We start from the raw sequence: 17,193 nt of genomic DNA, 5'->3' as shown, positions 1-17,193 counted from the left end.
TCGATCAACGTCCATCAAAAGATTGGGGGGAAGCAACCGGTGCCGGCGAAGCGGCAGCGGACTTGTTGGCGCGACGCAGCTGGCCGTAGAGCGGAATGACCACGCTCACCAGCACCAGGCCAGCACCGACGATGACGCCGATCAGCAATGCGGCAATGATTGCCACGCCGACCGAGGTCTTCAGTTGGGTGAAAACAAGGTTGATGGTCATCTCGTCCATGTTCATGGCACCGATGATCAACCCAAGAATGAGTACCGCCAGCAGGACCAGCAGACGAAAAACCTTCATGCGACAGCTCCAGTGGCAGGAGTCCGTAGCTTATCCGACTCGCGGCTGGATTCGCACGCGGTGGCGCGACGGCAGGCTCAGGCCGGATCGGCGTCCAGCGGCAGCACACTGCTGACCCGCTCGCGCAGTTCCTTGCCCGGCTTGAAATGGGGGACATGCTTGCCCGGCAGGGCAACCGATTCGCCGGTCTTCGGGTTGCGACCCAGGCGCGGCGGACGATAGTGCAGCGAGAAGCTGCCAAATCCACGGATTTCGATGCGATCCCCGGCGGACAGCGATCCGCCCATCATTTCCAGCAACGACTTCACCGCCAGATCGACATCATCGGCCTTCAGGTGCGCCTGGCGGCGCGCAAGGATTTCGATCAGTTCGGATTTGGTCATTACCGGCTCACATCAGGGGCATCTCAGCCTGAAACGGCCCGGGCAATGCCCGGGCCGTCCAGGAAACATCAAACAGCCTAAGGCCGATTACTCGGACTTGTTGCCGTTCAGCTGTGCACGCAGCAGCGCGCCCAGCTGGGTGGTGCCGCTGGAAGCCGAAGAGGACTGGTATTCCTCCAGCACTTCGCGCATTTCAGCGTCGTCCTTGGCCTTGATCGACAGCTGCAGGGTACGGCCCTTGCGGTCCATGCCCACGAACTTGGCTTCGACCTTGTCGCCGACCTTCAGGTGCTGGGTGGCGTCGTCAACGCGCTCGTTGGCGATGTCGCGGGCCGAGACGTAACCTTCGATGCCGTCAGCCAGCTCGATGATCGCGCCCTTGGCGTCGACTTCCTTCACCACGCCTTCGACCTTGGAACCCTTCGGATTGGCAGCCATGTACTGGCCGAACGGATCCTGCTCCAGCTGCTTCACGCCCAGGGAGATGCGCTCGCGCTCCGGATCGACGGCCAGGACGACGGCGTCCAGGGTATCGCCCTTCTTGAAGTTGCGAACGACGTCTTCGCCGGTGGTGTTCCAGCTGATGTCGGACAGGTGGACCAGGCCGTCGATGCCGCCGTCCAGGCCGATGAAGATGCCGAAGTCGGTGATCGACTTGATCTGGCCCGACACCTTGTCACCCTTCTTGTGGGTGGCAGCGAAGGTTTCCCACGGATTGGCGGCAACCTGCTTCATGCCCAGCGAGATGCGGCGACGCTCTTCATCGACGTCCAGCACCATCACTTCGACTTCATCACCCACCTGGACAACCTTGGACGGGTTGACGTTCTTGTTGGTCCAATCCATCTCGGAGACGTGCACCAGGCCTTCGACGCCCGGCTCGATCTCAACGAACGCGCCGTAATCGGTGACGTTGGAGACCTTGCCGAAGACGCGGCTGTTGGCCGGGTAACGACGACCGATGTTGTCCCACGGATCCTCGCCCAGCTGCTTCAGGCCCAGCGAAACGCGGTTGCGCTCGCGGTCGAACTTCAGCACGCGGACGTCCAGCTCGTCGCCGACGTTCACGACTTCCGACGGGTGACGCACGCGCTTCCACGCCATGTCGGTGATGTGCAGCAGGCCGTCGATACCGCCCAGATCCACGAACGCGCCGTAATCGGTCAGGTTCTTGACGACACCCTTCAGGATCGCGCCTTCCTGCAGCTTGTCCATCAGCTGCTCGCGCTCTTCCGAGTGCTCGCTTTCGACGACAGCGCGGCGCGAGACCACGACGTTGTTACGCTTGCGGTCCAGCTTGATGAGCTTGAACTCGAGTTCCTTGCCTTCCAGGTAGGCCGGATCGCGCACCGGGCGCACATCGACCAGGGAACCCGGCAGGAAGGCGCGGACATCCTTGATGTCCACGGTGAAACCACCCTTGACCTTGCCGCTGATGCGGCCGGTGATGGTTTCGTTCTTCTCCAACGCTTCTTCCAGCTCGTCCCACACCATCGCGCGCTTGGCCTTCTCGCGCGACAGGACGGTTTCGCCGAAGCCGTTCTCGATCGAGTCGAGGGCGACCTTGACGATGTCGCCTTCGGCGACGTCGATTTCGCCAGCGTCGTTACGGAACTGTTCGATCGGCACGATGCCTTCGGACTTCAGGCCAGCGTTGATCACCACGACGTCGCCGCGGACTTCAACAACGGTACCGCTGACGATGGCGCCCGGCTTCAGCTTGGCCAGGTTGGCCTGGCTGGCTTCAAACAGTTCGGCAAATGATTCGGTCATTAGATTTACTCTGTTGGACACATGGGTCGGAGGCGTCCCCTTCAGGGGAATGGCGACCGCCCGCCTGTTGGTCGACCCCGGAAACGCAGGTCGTGTGTAGTAGGAAAACCGCCACGCATCATTGCGCGACGGGGCTGGTACAGCACTGCTATGCGCGACCACTGCCGATGCGGCTGGCAGTGCTCCCGCGCGAACGGATCAGGCAGCCGGAACCGGAAGCAGATCCATCACTCGGGCAACGACATCATCGATGCCGATGCCTGTGGTGTCGATGAGGACAGCATCGTCTGCCGGCTTCAGGGGCGCCACGGTACGCTGAGCATCACGGGCGTCGCGGGCCATGATCTCGCGCAGGAGGTCATCAAAGTTAACAGAAACCCCCTTGTCTTTCAACTGCTTATGCCGGCGCTCGGCGCGCTCCTCGGCACTGGCGGTCAGGAAGACCTTGTAGGGAGCGTCCGGAAAGATCACCGTGCCCATGTCGCGGCCGTCGGCGACCAGGCCTGGCAGTTCCCTGAATGCGCGCTGCCGCTCCTTCAAGGCGGCCCGGACCTCCGGGATGGCGGCAATGGCCGAGGCCAGCGCCCCGGTGGTCTCCAGGCGCAGCTCGTCGGTGGCATCGGTGCCGTTGACCATGACTCGCATGGCATCGCCCTGCTCGACAAACTGAACGTGAGTGTCAAAGGTGCAGCGGACCAGCGCGGAGGCGTCGGAGGTGTCGATGTCGGCCCAGCTTGCGGCCACGCCCACCGCCCGGTACAGCGCGCCCGAATCCAGGTAATGCCAGCCCAGCCTGCGCGCGATGATGCGGCTGATGGTACCCTTGCCGGCCCCGGATGGGCCGTCGATGGTCAGGACGGGAGCGAGTGGATTCATGGGGGTCCCAGAGCGTGTGAAGAGGCCATTCTAGCCCCTGCCAGACGCCCCCAGCGGGATCTTTTGTGCAACCACTTGAAACCATGAGGAAAAGCCCGGTAGAATGGCGGGCTTGAACGAGCGTCAACTGCCGATTGTCTTTCGCATATCGCGGCCACGCTCCACCCGAACAACTACTGTTTACGCCGAGGTATGCCATGAAAGTCCTGTCCTCCCTGAAGTCGGCGAAGGCCCGTCACCGTGACTGCAAGGTCGTGCGTCGTCGTGGCAAGATCTTCGTCATCTGCAAGTCGAACCCGCGTTTCAAGGCGCGTCAGCGCTAAGCCTCACAGCCTTCCGGCTGCGGCTGGCCCTACGCGGGGCCGACCCGATGCAAGAAACCGCCTTCGGGCGGTTTTTTGTTTATGCGGCTTTTTCCTGCCGTTTTTGCTGTAATCGCCTTTCTTGACCACTGGGGAGTAGATCGAGATGAAGCGTTACCTGTCCGCCCTGACCGTAATGGCCACCCTGGCCGCCGCCACACCGGCACTGGCCGATACCCTGCTTGTCGACCGTGCCCGCGAAAAGCCGGCCGGTGCCCTGCCCGTGCGCGGCCAGAGCATGCAGCAGGTGCAGGCGCAGTTCGGCGCGCCCAGCGAACAACTGCAGCCGCGTGGCGGGCAGAAGCGGCAGTGGCCGACCATCAACCGCTGGGTGTACCCGCAGTTCACCGTCTACTTCGAGAAGCAGAAGGTGATCGACGTGGTGGCCAACCAGGCGGACCCGAACGAAATCGGCCCGAAACCACCGATCCGTTGATCCCTTTACCCGCCGTGGGCGGGCCTGTGTAGCGAGACCATGAACCAGACCCTTCGTTTTCCTGCCGAGTGGGAAGCCCAGAGCGGCGTCCTGATTGCCTGGCCCACCGCCGACACCGACTGGGCCGACCGCCTGGGCCAGGTGGAAGAGACCTACATCGCCCTGGTCGCGGCCATCACCCGCTTCCAGCCGGTGCTGATCTGCGTGGCCGACGACGATGTGGAGACCTATGCCGAAATGCGGCTGCGCTCCAACCGCATCGACATGGACAAGGTCCACTTCACCACGGCCGCCTACGACGATACCTGGCTGCGCGACTCCGGCCCGATCACCCTGCGCCGCGCCGACGGCGGTTTCCAGCTGCTGGACTTCCGCTTCACTGGCTGGGGCGGCAAGTTCGACGCCACTCTGGATGACCAGCTGGTGGGCGTGCTCGACCAGGCTGGCGTGTTCAACGACGCCCCTGTGCGCAGCATTCCGTTCGCGTTGGAAGGCGGTGGCATCGAAACCGACGGCGAAGGCACCCTGCTGACCACCTGGAAGTGCCTGCACGAACGCCACCCGGACCGCGACCGCGCCAGCCTGAGCGCCGACCTGGCCGACTGGCTGCAGCAGGACCGCGTGCTGTGGCTGGACCACGGCTACCTGGAAGGCGACGACACCGACGCCCACATCGACACCCTCGCCCGCTTCGCCTCCGCTGACAGCATCGTCTACCAGGCCTGCGACGACGAGAGCGATTCGCACTACGCCGAGCTGCAGGCGATGGGCAATGAGCTGGCCGCGCTGCGCACCAAGGACGGCCAGCCGTATCGCCTGTTCCCGCTGCCGTGGGCGCGGCCGGTGATCGACGAAGGCCGCCGTCTTGCTGCGTCGTACGCCAACTACCTGATCGTCAACGGCGCGGTGCTGATGCCGGCCTATGGCGACCCGGCCGACGACCTGGCCCGTGATGTGCTGGCCCAGGCGCATCCGGGTCGCGAGATCGTGCAGGTGCCTTGCCGCTCGCTGATCTGGCAGAACGGCAGCCTGCACTGCATCACCATGCAGCTGCCGGCCGGGTTGTTGAAGGTCTGAGAAAAGGGAGTGCCGGCCGCTGGCCGGCAACCAGGCAATGCCTGACGGATTGATGGGGATGCCGGCCAGCGGCCGGCACGACCATCACCCATTCAGCGCGCAACACGCCGTCGCCGCCCATCCGCGCTAACATGCAGGTTTTCCCCCGCAGGAACGCCCCGCATGAACTCGCGCAGCCCCCTTACCGTCGCCCTGATCCAGGAGCGCAACCACGGTGATGCCGCCGCCAACCTGGCGGTGATCGAAGCACGCGTGGCCGAGGCGGCTGCGCAGGGTGCCAAGCTGGTGCTGCTGCAGGAACTGCACAACGGCCCGTATTTCTGCCAGCACGAATCGGTGGACGAATTCGACCTGGCCGAATCCATTCCGGGCCCAAGCACCGAGCGCCTGGGCGCACTGGCGAAGAAGCATGGCGTGGTGCTGGTCGGCTCGCTGTTCGAGCGCCGCGCTGCCGGCCTGTACCACAACACCGCGGTGGTGTTTGAAAAGGACGGCAGCCTGCTCGGCAAGTACCGCAAGATGCACATCCCGGACGACCCGGGCTTCTACGAGAAGTTCTACTTCACCCCGGGCGACATCGGCTTCAAGCCGATCGACACTTCGGTGGGCCGCCTGGGCGTGCTGGTGTGCTGGGACCAGTGGTACCCGGAAGCGGCGCGCCTGATGGCGCTGGCCGGCGCCGAGCTGCTGCTGTACCCGACCGCGATCGGCTGGGACCCGGACGACGTGCAGGACGAGAAGACCCGCCAGCGCGACGCCTGGGTGCTGAGCCACCGTGGCCACGCCGTGGCCAACGGCCTGCCGGTGCTGAGCTGCAACCGCGTCGGCCACGAGGCGTCGCCGCTGGGCGCGTCGGGCATCCAGTTCTGGGGCAACAGCCACGTGCTCGGCCCGCAGGGCGAGTTCCTGGCCGAGGCCGGCACCGAGGCCACCGTGCTGCTGTGCGACGTCGACCTGCAGCGCAGCGAGCATGTGCGCCGCATCTGGCCGTTCCTGCGCGATCGCCGCATCGATGCATACGGCGACCTGCTCAAGCGCTACATCGACTGAGCCGGAGCCCGCGCATGGCCGTCCTCATCCGTGATGCCGGCCCGGCCGACATCGACGCGATCACCGCCATCTACGCGGTGGAAGTGACCGATTTCGTCAACACCTACGAGTACGACATCCCGGACGCGACCGAGATGCTGCGCCGCATGCGCGACATCATCGATCGTGGCTTCCCCTACCTGGTCGCCGAGATCGACGGCCAGGTGGCTGGCTATGCCTATGCCAACACCTATCGCACCCGCATTGCCTACCAGTGGACCGTGGAGAACTCGGTCTACGTCGATGCCGCGTTCCAGGGCAAGGGTGTCGGCACCGGCCTGCTGCAGGCCTTGATCGACGCCTGCGTGGCACGTGGCTACCGGCAGATGGTGGCGGTGATCGGCGAACCGACCAACACCGCCTCGATCAAGCTGCACGAACGCTTCGGATTCGAGCTGGTGGGCGTGTTCCGTGGCCTCGGCCGCAAGCATGGCCGCTGGCTGGACACCGTACAGATGCAGCGCGCGCTCGGCGATGGCGCCGACACCGCACCCTCCAATGAATGAACCCATGACCGAAACCCTTCCCGAGACCGGCGACGACCTGTTCGCCGGCCAGCCGGTGCGCGTCGTCGAACGCGACGGCGTGCGCTACACCCTGCTGGGCACCGCCCACGTCTCCCGCGCCAGCGTCGAGGCCGTTGAAAAAGCCATCGACAGCGGCCGCTTCGATGCCGTTGCCGTCGAGCTGGACCCGCAGCGCCTGCAGGCGCTGAGCGACCCCGACACACTCGCCAAGCTCGACCTGGTCGAGGTGATCCGCAAGGGCCGCGTCGCCCTGTTCGCCGCCAACCTGGCTCTGTCCGCCTATCAGCGCCGCCTGGCCGAGCAACTCGACATCGAGCCCGGTGCCGAGCTGAAACGTGCGGTGGAACTCGCCCGCGAACGCAACCTGCCGGTGCACCTGATCGACCGCGAGGTTGGCCTGACCTTCCGCCGCGCGTCGCAACGGCTGGGCTTCTTCGGCAAGCTGAAGCTGGTTGCCGGCCTCGGCGCCGGCCTGTTCTCGTCCGAGGAAGTGGGCGAGAACGAGATCGAGAAGCTCAAACAGGGCGACATGCTGGAATCGAGCTTCGGTGAGTTCGCCAGCGAGAGCCCGGCGCTGTACGAAACCATCATCGGCGAGCGCGACCGCTACATGGCCACCCGCCTGCGCGAAGAACACGACCCGCACCAGCGCGAAGTGCTGGCAGTGGTCGGAGCCGGCCACCTGGCGGGTCTGGCACGCCACCTGGAAACCGACACCGAGGCACCGGCGCCGCTGCGCGCCGAGCTGGAGGCGGTGCCGAAGAAGCGCAACATCCCGTGGTTCACGCTGGGCATCCTGGCGATCGTGGCGACCGGCATCGGCGTAGGCTTCTACCGCGGCGGCCTGGGCGTAGGCACCGAGCTGCTGGCAACCTGGGCGATGTATACCGGCGGCCTGGCCGGCCTGGGCTGCCTTCTGGCCGGCGGTCACCCGCTGAGCATCCTCACCGCGATCGCGGTGGCCCCGTTCAAGCCGTTCCGCCTGAGCATCCCGACCGGCGCCTTCTCGGCACTGGTGGAAGCGCGTGTGCGCAAGCCAGCCTACGAGGACTTCCTGAAGCTGCGCGACGATGCGCAGAGCCTGAAGGGCTGGTACCGCAATCGCGTTACCCGCGTGGTGCTGACCTTCATGCTGACCAACATCGGCAGCATGCTAGGCCTGTGGCTGACCACGTTCAAGGTGTGGGGCAAGGTGGCGGGGTAAGCCTCAACCGGCCACAGAATCTGTAGCGCCCGAGCCCATGCCCGGGCGATGCCGCAACGCGGCGAACAGCAGCCGAGCATGGCTATGCCGGCCGTCCTGGCCGACACCCTCCGGGCCGTCGCAAGCGACGTTGGCAGCGGCTCCTGCCGCTGCCTTCGGCTCTACAGAGGCAAGCAGACGCGGCGAGCAAAAAAAGGGGGAGACCGCCCCACTACGACCGGCCTCCCCCACACCACAACACGTTGACGTGCGTTACAGCCGGGCAGCGCCCGGCTCTACCATTTCCACTCCACGCGCACGGCGGATCAGGCGCGTCACGGCATTACGCAGGTCATCGAGCACCGCGTAGATCGTCGGCAGGAACAGCAGGCTGACCACGGTCGAGAACGCCAGGCCGCCGGCAATCGCACGCGCCATCGGCGAGTACTCCGGGCCATTGCCGAACATCTGCGTGTCGGTCAGCGAGATCGGCACCATCGCCAGGATCGCCGTGCCCATGGTCATCATGATCGGGCGCAGGCGTTCGCGTGAGCCTTCCACCAGCGCCTGGGTACGGCCCATGCCGCTGCGCCGCAGGTTGTTGATGTGCTCGATCATCACGATGCCGTTGTTCACCACCACGCCCATCAGCACCAGGATGCCGATGAAGGACATGATCCCGAACGAGGTGCCGGTGATCCAGAACAGCCAGAACACGCCGAAGATCGAGAACAGCACGCCACTCATGATTGCCGCCGGGAACAGCAGCGACTCGAACACCGCCGCCATCACCACGTAGATCATCACCAGCGCGATCAGCAGGTTGAACACCATCTGCTGCATGGCTTCATCATCGTTGCCGTAGTCGCCGCCATCGAAGGTGAAGCCGTAGCCGGCCGGGAAGTTCATCGGCTTGAGCACGGCTTCGATCGCCTTGCGCCCGTCCGGCGCGGTGACCTTCCCGGCCAGGTTGGCCTTGATGGTCAATGTCGTCTGACGGTTGGTACGGCCGATCTGGGTGGCCGACGAACCAACGTCCACGGTGACCAGGCTCAGCAGCGGCACGCTGCGGCCATCGCCGGTACGCACGCTGAAACCGGCCAGGTCTTCCGGGCTGCTCTGCTCGGCGCCGGCAAAGCGCACCCACACCGGCACTTCATTGTCACCGCGGCGGAACTCGCGCATCGGTGCGCCGCGCAGCGCCAGGCCGACGAAACTGGCCACCTGTTCGGCGTTGAAGCCGAACGCTGCGGCACGCTCACGGTCGACGCGCACCTTCAGCTCGCCGCCCTTCTCGCCATTGTCGATGCGCACGTCCCGCAGTTCGGCACGCTGCGCCAGCAACGGCACCACTTCCTGGCCGATCTCCTGCAGCATCGAGCTGGAATCGCCCACCAGCTGCACCTGCACGCCCTGGTTGCCGCCACCCCCACCATCGCCGCCCTGGTTGCCGACGAAATAGTCGGTGCGGGCGGACTTCGGCAGGCCCTTGCGCAACTCTTCCTGCAGCGCCTTGATGTCCTTGGCGTACTTCTCGTCCAGGGTGACCACCGTGGAGCTGCCTTCCTGCTCGCTGTACCAGGAGTACACCTGCTTGACGTGCAGGCGCTCGCGGTTCTGGTCGATCCAGCTCTCCACGCGCGCCACTTCCTCGGACATCTGCCGGTAGGTGTAGGCGCCCTTCCACATGTAGCCGATGAAGATGTCCTTGCCGCCCTCGCCACCGAACATGTCGACCTTGGTCAGCTTCATCGGCACCAGGCTGACCAGCACCACCAGCAGGATGCCGAGCAGGCTCCAACCGCGGTGATGCAGCGACCAGTCCAGCAACTGTGCATAGCGCCGCTGCAGGCGCGCGATCAGGCCGGTCTGCGAGTGCACCAGCTTGGGTGTGGCCATGCGTGCGGACAGCATCGGAATCAGGCTGACCGCGACCAGCCACGAGGCCAGCAGCGAGACCGAGATAGTGATCGCGATCTGCGCCATGAAGATGCTGATGTTGTTGGTCTCGCCGAACAGGTTCGGCACGAACACGATGCAGTGGCACAGCGTACCGGCGCTGAGCGCGATGGCCACGTTGCGGGTGCCGATGATCGAGGCCAGCCGTGGCTGCCCCGGCATGCGCTCGCGCTCCTGGTAGATGCTCTCCACCACCACCACGGCGTTGTCGACCAGCATGCCCACGGCCAGCAGCAGGCCCATCATGGTCAGGATGTTCAGCGTCACCCCGACGAAGTACATGAAGCCCAGGGTGATGGTGAAGCAGATCGGAATGGCCAGGGTCACCATCAGCGTCGACGGCCAATGGCGCAGGAAGAAGAACAGCACCGTCACCGACAGGATCAGGCCGACCGCACCGGCTTCGGCCAGCTCCAGCAGTGACGAGGTCACTGCCTTGCCCTGGTTGTCGATCACCTTGATCTGCACGTCGCGCATCGACGGCTGCGCGCGGATCGCCTCGACTTCGGCCAGCGCCGCACGCGAGACGTCCACCAGGTTGGCACTGCGCTCCTTGAAGATATCCAGGCCCACCGCCGGGTTGCCGTCCAGACGGCGCCCGTAGTTCATCCGCGCCGGCTTCAGGCGCACGTCGGCGATATCGCCCAGGCGCAGGCCCTTGGCGTTGATCACCAGGTCGCGCATTTCCTGCAGGTCGGTGATCTCGCCCACCGGCTGCACGCGCACGCGCTGGCCGTTGTCGTCGATCTGACCGGCCGAGATCGAGAAGTTCAGCGTGCGCAGGCGCTCGCTCAGCTCGTTGATGCTCAACCCATGCGCGTTGAGCCGGTTCGGATCGATGGCGATCTCCACCTCGTTCGGCGGTGCACCGGTGATATCGACGCGGGCCACACCCGGGATGCGCTCGATGCGCCGCTTGAACTCACGGTCGAGCATGTCATAGGCAGTGGTCAGGTCGGTGGTGCTGGCCAGGCGCACCTTCAGTACCGGCTGGTCACTGCTGGACCACTTGAACACGTTGTAGCGCTGCAGGTCGTCGGGCAGGTCGCTGCGGATCGCATCGATACGCTCGCGCGCGTCGGACGCGGCAATGGCGATGTCGCGGTCCCAGTCGCTGAACTCGATGTAGATCAGCGCCGCCTCGGAGGTGGCCGATGAGCGCATGCGTTTGATGCCGGTCATCGTCGCCAGCGACTCCTCGACCGGGCGGATGATGGTCCGCTCCACTTCCTCGGGCGTCGAACCGGTGTACGGGATCTGCACGAACAGGAACGGCGCCGAGATGTCCGGCAGCGCCTCCAACGGCAGCCGGAACGAAGCGATCAGGCCGATCACCACCAGCGACACGAAGCACATGATGGTAGTGACCGGGCGGCGGATGGAGAACTCGGCAACGCTCATGCCGGCTCCTCCACACCCGCCGCGCTGCCTGCTGCGCCCGGCTCGATCTCGCCGGCGTGCTTGCGGCCGCGCTCACGGTAGTAGGCGTCGCCGCGACGATCCATCAGGTCGTACACCACCGGGATCACCAGCAGCGTCAGCAGCGTCGACACCAGCAGGCCACCGATCACGGTGATCGCCATCGGTGCACGCACTTCGGCGCCCTCGCCCATCGCCACCGCCAGCGGCAGGAAGCCGAACAGCGTGCACAGCGTGGTCATGATGATCGGGCGCAGGCGCGAGCGCGCACCTTCCACCAGCGCCTCATGCTTGGCCACGCCGGCTTCGCGCAGCTGGTTGACCTTGTCGATCAGGATGATCGCGTTCTTGGTGACCAGGCCGACCAGCAGGATCAGGCCGATGAACACCACCACCGAGATGGGCTTGCCGGTCAGCATCAGCGCCAGGATCGCGCCGACCAGCGCCAGCGGGATGGTGAACAGGATCACGAACGGGTGCAGCAGCGACTCGAACTGCGAGGCCATCACCAGGTAGACCAGGAAGATCGCCAGTCCAAAGGCGAAGATCAGCGACTTCGCCGCCTGCGCCAGCTCCTCGCCCTGGCCACCGATGTGCAGGCCAACGCCCGCGCCCAGCGGCTGCTCGGCCACCATCTGCTGCACTTCGCGCATGGCGGCGCCAAGGTCGATGTCGCGCAGGTTGGCCGATACCACCGCCACCCGGGTCTGGTCGGCACGATGGATCTCGCTGGGGCCGGTGGTGGCGACCACGTCGGCCACTGCGTCCAGGGTGACCGGGCGGCTGCTGCCCGGATTGACGATCAGCCGGCGGATGCTCTCGACGCTGGCGCGGTCACCTTCCTGGGCACGCACCAGCACGTCGATCTTGCGATCACGGAAGCTGTAGCGGGTGGCGACGTCGCCGCGCACCTTCTTCACCACCACGTCGGCGATCTGGCGGGTGGTCAGGCCCAGCGCACCCGCGCGTTCCTGGTCGAAGCGGATCTGGATTTCCGGGAAGCCCTCTTCCACCGTCGATTTCACGTCGGCGTAGTGCGCATTGCCGCGCAGCATCGCCGCCAGGCGTTGCCCGGCCACTTCCAGGGTGGCCATGTCCTGCCCGCGCAGTTCGATTTCCAACGGCGTGGAGAAGCTGAACAATGCCGGCCGCGCGAAGTCGACCTGAACGCCCGGGTGCTGGCTCATGGTGCCGCGCAGGCGCTCGGTGATTGCTGCTTCGGTGCGCGCGTTGCCACCACCTTCCATCACCACAGTCAGCTTGCCGATGTTCTCACCGCTTTCGGTCGGACTGGCATCCAGCCGGGTGCCGCTGCCACTGACGCCATACAGCGAGGCCACGCCCTCCCCCTTGCCGTGCGCCAGCTGCAGCTCGCGCACCAGCGCATCGGTCTGCTTCAGCGGCGTGCCGGCCGGCAGCTTCACCGTCATTTCGAACCGGTCCTGCGCCAGCTGCGGAATCAGGTCCGCGCCAAGCATCGGTACCAGCGCCATGGTCGCCACGAAGATGATGGCTGCCACGCCCAGCACCTTGCCGGGATGCGCCAGCGCACTCGGCAGCAGGCGCAGGTAGCCTCGCTCGGCGCCTGCATAGGGCTTCATCGCCAGATCACTGGCCTTGCGCATCACCGGGCCGACCACTGCCACCACGCCACGCCACACGCGCACGACAAGCCAGGCCAGCGCATAGAAGCTCCAGCGCACGCTGGCAACCACGCCACGGCGGCCCAGCGCGACCGGCTTCTGCCAGCGCTTCTGCGGCTGCCATGCTGCGTTCGGCGCCTCTTCCGGGAACGCCAGCGGTGGCCGCCCCTTCAGCGAGCTCAGCATCGGGATCAGGGTCATCGACACCAGCAGCGAGATCGCAATGGCGATCGCCACGGTCAGCGCCTGGTCGCGGAACAGCTGTCCGGCAATCCCGTCGACGAACACTAGCGGCAGGAACACGGCGATGGTGGTCAGGGTCGAGGCAACCACCGCCATGCTCACTTCGCGGGTGCCGGCAATGGCCGCCTGCAGGATGCCCAGGCCACGCTCGCGGGCCTTGGCGATGCTCTCCAGCACCACGATCGAGTCATCCACCACCAGGCCGGTGGCCAAGGCCAGGCCGCCCAGCGACATCACGTTCAGACTCAGGCCGAGCTGGCCCATGAAGAAGAACGTGGCGATGATCGAGACCGGCAACGACAGGCTGATCACGAACGTGCTCCAGCCATCGCGCAGGAACAGGAAGATGATCAGGATCGCCAGCAGGCCACCGATCACCGCATCCTTCTTGACGTCGGCGATGGCGTGCTCGATGAAGCGCGACTGGTCCTCGATGGTGGTCAGCTCGACATCGGACGGGAACGTGCCCTTGATCTGCTCCAGGCGCTTGCGCAGCGCTTCGGCGGTCGACACGGTGTTGGCATCACCTTCCTTGTAGATGGCCAGCTCGACCGCCTCCTTGCCGCCCAGGCGGATGATCGCTTCGCGCTCCTTGTAGCCCTGGCGCACGGTGGCCACGTCCTTCAGGCGCACCGGCACGCCGTTGGCGACCACGCTGGAGCCGCCGCCGGATGATGCGCTCTGTGCCGCCGACGCCGCCGCGATGGCTGCCGCCGAACCGGTCGACGCGGCGATGTTGAACATCTGCTGCAGCGCCGAATCCACTGCGCTGCCGTTGGCGGCCTGGGTGGTGACCAGCAGGTTGCGGATTTCCTCGAGGTCAGCGAACTGGTTGACGGTACGCACCAGGAAGCGCTGGGAGCCCTCTTCCAGGCGGCCGCCGGAGATGTTGATGTTCTCGTCCTTGAGACGCTTGATGACGGTGTCGATCGGCAGGTTCAGCTGCGCCAGCTTCTGCTGGTCGATGTCGACCTGGATCTCGTCTTCCAGGCCACCGCCCACCTTCACTGCTGCCACGCCGGTGACCGGCTCCAGCTTCTTCTTCAGGTCTTCATCGGCATAGCGGCGCAGGCCGGTCAGCTCGCGGACCGCATCGGCATCGCTGGTCGGCGCGACCTTGTTGGACAGCACCAGGCGCATGATCGGCTCGGTGGACGGATTGAAGCGCAGCAGCACCGGGGCCTTGGCCTCCAGTGGCAGGTTCAGCGCTTCCATCTTGTCGCGCACCTCCAGGCTGGCCTGGTCCATGTTGGTGCCCCAGGCGAACTCCAGCACCACATCGCTCTGGCCGGTGCGCGAGACCGACTTCAGCTTGCGCAGGTTCTTGACCACGCCCACCGCTTCTTCAACCGGCTGGGTGATCAGGGTTTCGATTTCGGTCGGCGCCGCACCGGTGTATTCGGTGCGCACGGTCAGCGTCGGGTAGCTCAGGTCGGGCAGCAGGTTGACCTTGAGGTTGCCGAGCGCGATCAGGCCGAACAGCAGCAGGGTGACCGTGCACATGGCGATGGTCACGCGGCGGCGCGTGGCGAATTCCACCAGGCCGCCGCGCATGCCGGCGGCGGCGCCGTCGCTCGCCGGCGAGGCACCGTGGTCGTGGCCCGGGGCAGTCATTGCTTGCTCCCGGCCTTGTCTGCGGGCTTGGCGGCCGCCGCGACCGCCTTCGCCTTCGGATCGGCAATCACCTGCACCGTGGTGCCGTCGCGCAGGGCGACCTTGCCGGCGGTGACCACCTGATCACCGGCCGCCAGGCCATCACGGATCTCCACCCACGGGCCCTCGGCGTAACCCAGCTTGACCGGAACGCGTGCGACCTTGCCTTCGCGCACGCGGAACACCGCAGGTTCACCGTCATCGAGCAACGCCAGGCGCGGCACCACCAGCGCATCGGCACGCTGGTCGTAATCGATGCGGATGCGGCCGAACATGCCGGGCTGCAGCGCGTGGGCGGCGCCATCGAAGGCACTGACCACGCGAAACGTGCCGCTGCCCGAGTCCACCACCGGCGCGATGCGGTCAACGGTGCCGGTGAAGCTCTGGCCCGGCAGTGCGTCGGCCGCCAGCGTCACCGGCTGGCCGGCACGCAGGGTGGCCAGCTCACGTTCGGGTACGTTGAGCGTGGCCTCCAGCCGCGAGTTGTCAACGATGCGGAAGATCGGTGTATTGATCTGCACGAAGTTGCCGGTCTTGATCGAGCGTGAGGCGATCACACCCGAGATCGGTGCCACGACCGTGGTGTAGGACAGCTCCAGCGTGGCCAGGCGGTACTGCGCACGGACGTTCTCCAGGTCGTAGCGCAGCTGGTCGACATCGGCAGCGCTGACCATCTGCTGGCCGACCAGCTTCTGTGCGCGCTGGTAGTTGTTTTCCAGCTTTCGCATCTGCGCTTCGCTCTGCGCCACGGCCAGGCGCGCACGATCCGGGTCCAGCCGCACCAGCGGCTGGCCGGCGGTGACCCGCTGCCCTTCCTCGACCAGCACCGCCAGGGCTACGCCGGAGGTCTTGGCGACCACCTGCGACTCGGCGCGTGGCTCCAGTGCAGCGGTACCGGTGTAGCTGGCCGCGACGGCACGATGGCTGGCCACCGCCACTTCGACCGGGACGGCGTCGACCTTTTTCTCCTCCTTGGTCTCGGCAGCCTTGGCTTCGGAATTGGGCCCTGCGGCGCAACCGCCCAGCAGCAGGGAGGTGGAGATCAGCAGTGCGGCAGCGCAGATTCCGCTGCGACGGCCGGACAGGAAGGTTGGGTGCGACATCGTCGGGTCCCTGGAGGATGCGTGGACAGGTGTGGTAGCAAAGTAATGCACCACTTCACGGCAACACCATATCCCAAAGGTCATGGTGTCTTCACGCCGCTGGTCGGCCCGCCCCCATTTCAGCTAGATGAAACCTGAGGCTATACTCGGGGCGTTCCGTACCCCACGCCGGAACGACCAGACCCGAATCCCCGGAAACGACACCATGCGCCCGCAGCCGCTCGCCGCTTGTCTCGCTCTGGCCGTCCTCCTGCCCCTTGGGGCCGCCGCACAGCCCGCTCCCGCTCCTGCCACACCCGCCCCGGCGCCTGCCGCCGCGCCGGCGCCTGCCACGCCCACCGGCAACTTCGACAATGGCCGTGTCCTGGCCTACACCTGCCAGGGGTGCCACGGCATCACCGGCTACAAGAACGCCTACCCCAGCTACCGGGTGCCGAAGATCGGCGGCCAGACCCAGCAGTACCTGGCCCAGGCCCTGACCGAGTACCGCCAGGGCAAGCGCCGGCATCCGACGATGCAGGCACAGTCGATGAGTTTCAGCGAACAGGAGATCGCCGATCTCTCTGTTTACCTGTCCACCGTCAAGTAAGGCCCGCCCATGTCGAAAGCCGCGCATCCGATGCGTCACGCCATCGCCCTGTCCGTTGCCCTGCTGCTGGCGGCCTGTTCGCAGTCGCAGGTGGAAAACAGCGAGAAATCCGCCGCCGACCCGGGCCATGCCAGCGGCGAACACGGTTCTTCGTCCTCCGCTGGCCTGCCGGCAGGCCGCGAGGCCGCCGGTGAAGCCCGCGCCAAGGTGAAGGGCAAGGCCACCAACCAGAGCTGCATCGACTGCCATGGGGCCGACGGGAATGCGCCGATCGATCCGACCTATCCGAAACTGGGTGGCCAGTACGGCGACTATCTGGCGCATGCGCTGCAGGCCTACCGCGCCGGCGACCGCCAGCATGCGCTGATGACGCCGCAGGCGAAGGACCTGAGCGATCAGGACATCGCCGATCTGGCGGCGTATTTCGGCAGCCGGCCGAGCCAGTTGCGGGATCTGCACGGGGTCAAATGACCGCTCTGCGCGGATCATGACTGCTGCAATCTGATGCGTTCATGGGCGTTACTTTTCTTGATGACGCACATCCTTGTGCGTCACCCTGCGGGCCGGCTATGCCGTTCCGCTCTGCTCC

General features: G+C 65.9%; 15 protein-coding genes. 8 read left to right on the top strand and 7 right to left on the bottom strand.

Annotation, left to right across the window (positions count from 1 at the left end; genetic code table 11):
- Positions 1 to 4: 4 nt before the first annotated feature.
- From ACSDHM_RS07220 to cmk, 4 genes are all read right to left on the bottom strand, one after another.
- Entirely contained in the window at positions 5 to 289 is a 285-nt protein-coding gene (locus ACSDHM_RS07220; RefSeq protein WP_061477908.1) for a LapA family protein, read from the bottom strand.
- A gap of 77 nt (positions 290 to 366) precedes the next feature.
- On the bottom strand, positions 367 to 672 hold the full coding sequence (locus ACSDHM_RS07215) for an integration host factor subunit beta (RefSeq protein WP_005409286.1): 306 nt from the start codon (positions 670 to 672) through the stop codon (positions 367 to 369).
- An 87-nt stretch (positions 673 to 759) separates the two neighbouring features.
- Positions 760 to 2,445 (bottom strand): 30S ribosomal protein S1, encoded by a 1,686-nt coding sequence (gene rpsA / locus ACSDHM_RS07210; protein ID WP_005416230.1) that lies wholly within the window; start codon positions 2,443 to 2,445, stop codon positions 760 to 762.
- Between the two features lie 198 nt (positions 2,446 to 2,643).
- On the bottom strand, positions 2,644 to 3,321 hold the full coding sequence (gene cmk, locus ACSDHM_RS07205; RefSeq protein ID WP_061477909.1) for a (d)CMP kinase: 678 nt from the start codon (positions 3,319 to 3,321) through the stop codon (positions 2,644 to 2,646).
- Positions 3,322 to 3,518: 197 nt separating this feature from the next.
- Between cmk and ykgO the strand changes: the two genes are divergently transcribed.
- The 6 genes from ykgO (at position 3,519) to ACSDHM_RS07175 (ending at position 8,016) form a co-directional block, all read left to right on the top strand.
- Positions 3,519 to 3,644, top strand: a complete 126-nt coding sequence (ykgO, locus tag ACSDHM_RS07200; RefSeq protein WP_005409283.1) for a type B 50S ribosomal protein L36 — start codon at positions 3,519 to 3,521, stop codon at positions 3,642 to 3,644.
- 145 nt (positions 3,645 to 3,789) lie between these two features.
- Complete coding sequence (locus ACSDHM_RS07195; RefSeq protein WP_019336279.1) at positions 3,790 to 4,119, top strand: hypothetical protein; 330 nt, start codon at positions 3,790 to 3,792, stop codon at positions 4,117 to 4,119.
- A 39-nt stretch (positions 4,120 to 4,158) separates the two neighbouring features.
- Entirely contained in the window at positions 4,159 to 5,196 is a 1,038-nt protein-coding gene (locus ACSDHM_RS07190) for an agmatine deiminase family protein (RefSeq protein ID WP_005416227.1), read from the top strand.
- A gap of 162 nt (positions 5,197 to 5,358) precedes the next feature.
- Complete coding sequence (locus ACSDHM_RS07185) at positions 5,359 to 6,246, top strand: carbon-nitrogen hydrolase (protein WP_005416226.1); 888 nt, start codon at positions 5,359 to 5,361, stop codon at positions 6,244 to 6,246.
- Positions 6,247 to 6,260: 14 nt separating this feature from the next.
- Entirely contained in the window at positions 6,261 to 6,791 is a 531-nt protein-coding gene (locus ACSDHM_RS07180; RefSeq protein WP_005416225.1) for a GNAT family N-acetyltransferase, read from the top strand.
- Between the two features lie 4 nt (positions 6,792 to 6,795).
- Positions 6,796 to 8,016: a TraB/GumN family protein gene (locus ACSDHM_RS07175; protein WP_088496762.1), complete on the top strand. Its 1,221-nt coding sequence runs from the start codon at positions 6,796 to 6,798 to the stop codon at positions 8,014 to 8,016.
- 252 nt (positions 8,017 to 8,268) lie between these two features.
- Here ACSDHM_RS07175 and ACSDHM_RS07170 read toward each other — a convergent pair whose 3' ends face one another.
- The 3 genes from ACSDHM_RS07170 to ACSDHM_RS07160 are packed head-to-tail and all read right to left on the bottom strand — an operon-like array spanning position 8,269 to position 16,015.
- Positions 8,269 to 11,355 carry an efflux RND transporter permease subunit gene (locus tag ACSDHM_RS07170; RefSeq protein WP_065185171.1) on the bottom strand — a complete coding sequence of 1,029 codons (3,087 nt, stop codon included), beginning with the start codon at positions 11,353 to 11,355 and terminating at the stop codon, positions 8,269 to 8,271.
- Positions 11,352 to 14,873, bottom strand: a complete 3,522-nt coding sequence (locus ACSDHM_RS07165; protein ID WP_439426809.1) for an efflux RND transporter permease subunit — start codon at positions 14,871 to 14,873, stop codon at positions 11,352 to 11,354. Before ACSDHM_RS07165 ends, ACSDHM_RS07170 begins: the two co-directional genes overlap by 4 nt.
- Positions 14,870 to 16,015 carry an efflux RND transporter periplasmic adaptor subunit gene (locus ACSDHM_RS07160; RefSeq protein WP_049411461.1) on the bottom strand — a complete coding sequence of 382 codons (1,146 nt, stop codon included), beginning with the start codon at positions 16,013 to 16,015 and terminating at the stop codon, positions 14,870 to 14,872. Before ACSDHM_RS07160 ends, ACSDHM_RS07165 begins: the two co-directional genes overlap by 4 nt.
- 205 nt (positions 16,016 to 16,220) lie before the next feature.
- Between ACSDHM_RS07160 and ACSDHM_RS07155 the strand changes: the two genes are divergently transcribed.
- Together ACSDHM_RS07155 and ACSDHM_RS07150 are read left to right on the top strand one after the other, a co-directional pair.
- Complete coding sequence (locus tag ACSDHM_RS07155; protein WP_061477913.1) at positions 16,221 to 16,604, top strand: c-type cytochrome; 384 nt, start codon at positions 16,221 to 16,223, stop codon at positions 16,602 to 16,604.
- A 9-nt stretch (positions 16,605 to 16,613) separates the two neighbouring features.
- Positions 16,614 to 17,075, top strand: a complete 462-nt coding sequence (locus ACSDHM_RS07150; RefSeq protein ID WP_005416218.1) for a c-type cytochrome — start codon at positions 16,614 to 16,616, stop codon at positions 17,073 to 17,075.
- Positions 17,076 to 17,193 lie beyond the last annotated feature (118 nt).

The organism is Stenotrophomonas sp. T8, assembly GCF_051853085.1.
GTDB classification, from domain to species: Bacteria; Pseudomonadota; Gammaproteobacteria; order Xanthomonadales; family Xanthomonadaceae; genus Stenotrophomonas; species Stenotrophomonas sepilia.
The sequence above is the reverse complement of the archived record's forward strand: the minus strand, read 5'-3'. Positions and strand labels throughout refer to the sequence as shown.